This is a genomic window from Streptomyces sp. NPDC004752, from assembly GCF_053601275.1.
Window position 1 is genome coordinate 1 of record NZ_JBSGBN010000239.1, and the last position, 6,063, is coordinate 6,063.

Consider the following 6,063-nt stretch of genomic DNA (forward strand, 5'->3'; position numbering starts at 1 on the left):
CCACTGTGGCTCGGCAGCGCCCTGGCTCGGCAGCGCCCCATAGGGGCGCGGGGAACTGCGCGACCAGCCACGACGAAGCCGCAGTTAACCGACGGCACGTCACGCCCCTCCCAGCGGAGCGCCCCCGCGGGCGCCAGCCCACTGTGGCTCGGCAGCGCCCTGGCTCGGCAGCGCCCCATAGGGGCGCGGGGAACTGCGCGACCAGCCACGACGAAGCCGCAGCCAACCGACGGCACCGTCACGGCCCTCCCAGCGGAGCTACAGTCGCCCCAGCACCTGCGCCAGCAGCGAACCCATCCGCGTCGCGCTGTCGCGGCCCGCCTGGAGGACCTCCTCGTGGTTGAGGGGCTCGCCGGTCATGCCCGCCGCGAGGTTCGTCACCAGCGAGATCCCCAGCACCTCCGCGCCCGCCTCACGCGCCGCGATGGCCTCCAGCACCGTCGACATCCCCACCAGGTCCGCGCCGATCACCCGGGCCATCCGGATCTCGGCCGGCGTCTCGTAGTGCGGGCCGGGGAACTGCGCGTACACGCCCTCCTCCAGCGACGGGTCGATCTCCTTGCACAGGGCCCGCAGCCGCGGTGAGTACAGATCGGTCAGGTCGACGAAGTTCGCCCCGACGATCGGGGAGGTCGCCGTCAGATTGATGTGGTCGCTGATCAGCACCGGCTGCCCGGGCCGCATGCCCGCGCGCAGCCCGCCGCACCCGTTGGTCAGCACCACGGTCTTGCAGCCCGCCGCCACGGCGGTGCGCACCCCGTGCGCCACGGCGGCCACGCCCCGGCCCTCGTAGTAGTGCGTGCGGCCCAGGAAGACCAGCGCCCGCCGCTCCCCGATGCTGTACGAGCGGACCGTGCCGCCGTGTCCCTCGACCGCCGGCGACGGGAAGCCGGGCAACTCGGTGACCTGGAACTCGGCGTCGGGTGCGCCCAGGGCGTCGACGGCGGGAGCCCAGCCCGAGCCCATCACGAGGACGACGTCGTGGGTCTCGGCGCGTGTGAGGTCGCGCAGGCGCGCGGCGGCCGCGTCGGCGGCGCCGTAGGGGTCGCCCTGGATGTCGTCCGGAAGAAGAGATGCGTTCACGCGGACGAGGGTAGCCGGTTTGTGCCTACGCGCGTAGATGACGGAGGCGAGGGAATGCGATCGTTGTCGTGTCGTTTCCGCTGAACGGCGCCGCCGAGCGGCGGCTCAGACGTGTCAGACGTCCGGGATCAGGACGTCCTTGTCGTTGAAGACCTCGACGATGAAGATCAGCAGGCGCCCGCGGCTGACCGTGTACTCCACCAGGATGTTCTGGGTGAGCCGGATCGTGCGGTCGTCCCCGGTGGAGCCTATGGGCCGGGACACCGCGAGGAAGGGGTCGCGGGCCAGCATGGCGATGCCCTTGTCGAAGGCGTTGCGCTGCCGGTCGTCCAGCCGGTCACGAGCGGCGGCGGCCTGCACCGTGTAGTAGACGTCGTACGTGGTGGTGGGGGCCATGCGCTCTCCCGTTGGTGCGTCGATGGCCCGAGTTTACGGGCGAGGCTTCCTCAGCAGGGCCGCTTGCGCAGCTCCATCACATAGTCGTGCGGCGCGCCCGCCGACTCCGCCGCGTCGGCGATCTCACCCAGATAGCGGGCCGACGGCAGACCGCCCTCGTACCCGTTGAGCACATACGTCCACGCCTGCTCCTCCCCGTCCAGCGTGTGCACGCGGATCCGCAGCCGCCGGTAGATGCCGAGCCCCACGCCCTCCCACCGGTCCATCGGCTGCTCGTCCATGGGGGCGATGTCGTACAGGCCGACGAAGACCTGGCACAGCGGATCCTCGACGATCGTCGCCAGCGCGCCCTCCCAGCCCAGCTGCTCGCCGCCGAAGGTCAGCCGCCAGCCGTTCAGCCAGCCGGTGGCGCGCAGCGGCGAGTGCGGGGCGCGGCGGGACATCAGCCGGGCGTCGAGATTACCGGCGTATGCGGCATAGAGCGACATGGGTCGAGGGTACGGCAGCGGCACTCCCGTCCCGCGGGTCCCTGACACAACCCCCGCACCGCGCCTCCGCCCCACCGCGGCCCACTGGCCCCGCGGATACCTGCGGTCCACCGGCGTTGCGGATGCCTGCACTCCACCGGCCCCGCGGATGCCTGCGCCTCACTGGCCCGGCAGATACCTGAGCCCCTCCGGCCCCGCGGATACCTGCCCCCACCGGCCCCGCGGACAACGGAACGCACACCACCGCCACCCCCGGACACCGGCCACCTTGTTGAGTGCGGGACAATGGGGTACGTGACTCGGATCGTGATCATCGGTGGCGGACCCGGCGGATACGAAGCGGCGCTGGTGGCCGCGCAGCTCGGCGCGGAGGTGACCGTCGTCGACTGCGACGGCCTGGGCGGTGCGTCGGTGCTGACCGACTGCGTGCCGTCCAAGACCCTCATCGCCACGGCCGAGGTGATGACCACCTTCGACTCCTCCTACGAGGAGCTGGGGATCATCGTCGCCGACGACACGCCACCCCTGGAGCAGGCCGCCCGCGTGGTCGGCGTCGACCTCGGCAAGGTCAACCGCCGGGTCAAGCGGCTCGCGCTCGCCCAGTCCCATGACATCGCCGCCTCCGTCACCCGGGCCGGCGCCCGGGTCATGCGCGGCCGGGGCCGCCTGGAGGGCATGCAGGCCCTCGACGGCTCCCGCAAGGTCGTCGTCACCGTGGCCGACGGGACTGAGGAGACCCTCACCGCGGACGCCGTGCTCATCGCGACCGGCGGTCACCCGCGCGAGCTGCCCGACGCCCGGCCCGACGGGGAGCGCATCCTCAACTGGACCCAGGTCTACGACCTCACCGAGCTGCCGGAAGAACTGATCGTGGTCGGCTCCGGCGTCACCGGCGCCGAGTTCGCCGGCGCCTATCAGGCCCTCGGCTCCAAGGTCACCCTCGTCTCCTCCCGCGACCGCGTGCTGCCCGGCGAGGACCCGGACGCCGCCGCCGTCCTGGAGGACGTCTTCCGCCGCCGCGGCATGAACGTCATGGCCCGCTCCCGCGCCGCCGCCGCCAAGCGGGTCGGCGACATCGTCGAGGTCGCCCTCGCCGACGGCCGGGTCATCACCGGCACCCACTGTCTGATGGCCGTCGGCGCCATCCCGAACAGCGCCGGACTCGGCCTGGAGGAGGCGGGCGTCAGGCTGCGCGAGTCCGGGCACATCTGGACCGACCGGGTGTCCCGGACCACCGCACCCGGCGTGTACGCGGCCGGTGATGTCACGGGCGTCTTCGCCCTGGCGTCGGTCGCCGCCATGCAGGGGCGCATCGCCATGTACCACTTCCTGGGCGACGCGGTGACCCCGCTGAACCTGAAGACGGTCTCCTCCAACGTCTTCACCGACCCGGAGATCGCCACCGTCGGGTACACCCAGGCCGACGTCGACGCCGGGACGATCGACGCGCGGGCCGTGAAGCTGCCGCTGCTGCGCAACCCGCGCGCCAAGATGCAGGGCATCCGGGACGGCTTCGTCAAGATCTTCTGCCGCCCCGGCACCGGGATCGTGGTGGGCGGTGTCGTGGTGGCGCCGCGCGCCTCGGAACTGATCCACCCCATCTCGATCGCCGTCGACAACAATCTGACGGTCGAGCAGATCGCGAACGCCTTCACGGTGTACCCGTCCCTGTCGGGCTCGATCGCCGAGGTGGCCCGCCAGCTCCACACCCGCAAGGAGACCGGCGAGGGCTGACGCCCTGGGGGCCGACTCCCCGCTGGTCACGGGGAGTTGCCGCGCATGCGTACGGCATAGTCGGGAGGGATAGGCTCTATATCACTTCCGACCCTGCCATGCGAACAACTTCTGTTATTCGGCGCAAACTGCTGAAAGCAGACGGTCGTTGGGGTTACTGTCAGTTTCGTGTTCGCTGCAGAACGTCGCCAATTGATCCTCGAAATGGTGCGAGCGAACGGGGCCGTGTCGCTCCGTGAACTCGCCCGCGTCGTCCAGACCTCTGAAGTGACCGTACGGCGGGACGTGCGCGCACTGGAGGCAGAAGGACTCCTCGACCGCCGGCACGGCGGTGCGGTACTGCCGGGCGGATTCACGCGGGAGTCCGGCTTTCCGCAGAAGTCACATCTCGCGACCGCCGAGAAGACGGCCATCGCCGACCTCGCCGCGGGACTCGTCGATGAGGGCGAGGCCATCGTGGTCGGTGCCGGGACCACCACCCAGGAGCTGGCCCGCCGACTCGCTCGGGTGCCCGGACTGACCGTCGTCACCAACTCGTTGCTGGTGGCCCAGGCGCTGGCGCACGCCAACCGGGTGGAGGTCGTGATGACCGGCGGCACCCTGCGCGGCTCCAACTACGCCCTCGTCGGCTCCGGCGCCGAACAGTCGCTCCAGGGGCTGCGGGTCTCCAAGGCATTCCTCTCCGGCAGCGGTCTGACCGCCGAACGAGGGCTGTCCACGTCCAACATGCTCTCGGCGTCCGTCGACCGCGCGCTGGTACAGGCCGCCGCGGAGGTCGTGGTCCTGGCCGACCACACCAAACTGGGCACGGACACGATGTTCCAGACGGTGCCGACCGACGTCATCACCCGACTGGTCACCGACGAGCCCCCGGCCCACGTCGACCGCGCCGCCACCGAACTCCAGGCCCTCGCCGACCAGGGGGTGCAGATCGCCGTGGCCGGGGCGACGGGCAGCCCGGGGGGTGAGCACGTCCCGGCGCGCCAACAGCGCCGGGACGTGCCCCTGCCCGGCCAGCGGCGCGGCCAGATCCCGGCCGCGGGACTGCGCACGGCCACGGTGCTCGGCGCCGACCAGCCGACGGGCACGGACCGCGCCCGCGTCGCGGACCTGCGCAGACGGTAGCGCTCCGCTGGGTGGGGCCGTGATGTGTTGTTGGTCGGCTGCGGCACCATCGTGGCTGGTCGCGCAGTTCCCCGCGCCCCTAGGGCGCTGTCGAACCTTGATGGACTTCGCTGGGCCTGTTCAGGTGCTCCGTTGGGAGGGACGGGATGCTGTCGGTTGGCTGCGGCACCATCGCGGCGGAGCCGCATACTGATACAGCCTCGCGCCCCTTCGGCGTGCCCTGTCTAGTGCGTCAGGCCGCGTAGGGTCAGGCGGAGGAGCCGGTCTGCCAGGTCAGGGTCGCCCGGTGACTCCGCCGCGGCGAGCCCGATGGCATGGGTGAGCTGGAGCAGTTCGCCGATGCCGACATCGTCCCGTACGGCGCCCGACTCCCGGGCCCGGGCGAGCAGCGCGCCGCCCGCCTCACGGATCGGCGTGCCGCAACGGGCCAGCGCCGAACCGGAGTCGGCGGAGTCGGACGACACCGACATCAGCGCCAGCGACAGACCGCGGTACGCCCCGGCGTACTCGACCACCTCACGCAGCCAGGTCACCAGGGCCGAGCAGGGCTCGGGCGCGTGCAACAGTTCCCGTGCGTGGGCGACGAGTTCGCCCACCGCGTCCTCGAAGACGGCGCTCAGCAGCGCATGCCGGTTCGGGAAGTGCCGATACAGCGTGCCGATGCCGACCCCGGCGCGCCGGGCCACATCCTCCAGCGAGGCATCCGTGCCGTGCTCGGCGAACGCGGCGCGGGCCTGCGTCAGCAGCCGCTCATGGTTACGGCGGGCGTCGGCACGCATGGCACGCGGAGCCCCGGCAGTCTCCTGTGCGACCACGCCCGCCACCCGCCCTCTCTCCCACTCAGCACTGCCTCCAGGATGCCATCGAGCACAGCCAAGCCGATCCGACGCCCACGGAACCCACGCATCCCGCGTGGAGCGGGCCGCGCGGGCGCGCGTTGTGCCTTGGCCCTTGGCGTGGAGTGCGCCGGGCGACCGTGCTGCTCGCGGTGGTGCGATGTGCTGCGGAGACGCGTCGCCCCACGGAGCCACCTGTGCTCCGTGGGGCGTGCGTACGGTTCGCTGGATCAGCCGTTCAGCTGGATCAGCCGTTCAGCTGGATCAGCCGTTCAGAGGGATACGTTCGTGCGGCGGATTCGTGCGGCGGATCAGGTTCCGGCCTTGTCGATCCCGTCAGTCCTTGATTTCGCAGATCACCGCGCCGGAGGTGAGGGAGGCGCCGACCTCGGCGCCCAGGC

6 protein-coding genes are annotated in these 6,063 nt (G+C 71.5%); 2 read left to right on the forward strand and 4 right to left on the reverse strand.

Annotated elements, in window-relative coordinates; translation table 11 throughout:
* Positions 1 to 258 precede the first annotated feature (258 nt).
* From ACWEKM_RS45400 to ACWEKM_RS45410, 3 genes are all read right to left on the reverse strand, one after another.
* The gene (locus tag ACWEKM_RS45400; RefSeq protein WP_451627170.1) at positions 259 to 1,083 is read right to left on the reverse strand and encodes a purine-nucleoside phosphorylase; all 825 of its coding nucleotides are present in this window, start codon (positions 1,081 to 1,083) and stop codon (positions 259 to 261) included.
* 114 nt (positions 1,084 to 1,197) lie between these two features.
* Positions 1,198 to 1,479, reverse strand: a complete 282-nt coding sequence (locus ACWEKM_RS45405) for a type II toxin-antitoxin system RelE family toxin (RefSeq protein WP_451627171.1) — start codon at positions 1,477 to 1,479, stop codon at positions 1,198 to 1,200.
* A 50-nt stretch (positions 1,480 to 1,529) separates the two neighbouring features.
* Positions 1,530 to 1,967, reverse strand: a complete 438-nt coding sequence (locus ACWEKM_RS45410) for a gamma-glutamylcyclotransferase (protein WP_451627172.1) — start codon at positions 1,965 to 1,967, stop codon at positions 1,530 to 1,532.
* Positions 1,968 to 2,171: 204 nt separating this feature from the next.
* Between ACWEKM_RS45410 and ACWEKM_RS45415 the strand changes: the two genes are divergently transcribed.
* The gene (locus ACWEKM_RS45415; protein ID WP_451627174.1) at positions 2,172 to 3,701 is read left to right on the forward strand and encodes an NAD(P)H-quinone dehydrogenase; all 1,530 of its coding nucleotides are present in this window, start codon (positions 2,172 to 2,174) and stop codon (positions 3,699 to 3,701) included.
* A 168-nt stretch (positions 3,702 to 3,869) separates the two neighbouring features.
* Complete coding sequence (locus tag ACWEKM_RS45420; RefSeq protein WP_451627173.1) at positions 3,870 to 4,826, forward strand: DeoR/GlpR family DNA-binding transcription regulator; 957 nt, start codon at positions 3,870 to 3,872, stop codon at positions 4,824 to 4,826.
* 224 nt (positions 4,827 to 5,050) lie between these two features.
* Here ACWEKM_RS45420 and ACWEKM_RS45425 read toward each other — a convergent pair whose 3' ends face one another.
* On the reverse strand, positions 5,051 to 5,605 hold the full coding sequence (locus ACWEKM_RS45425; protein ID WP_451627175.1) for a TetR/AcrR family transcriptional regulator: 555 nt from the start codon (positions 5,603 to 5,605) through the stop codon (positions 5,051 to 5,053).
* Positions 5,606 to 6,063 lie beyond the last annotated feature (458 nt).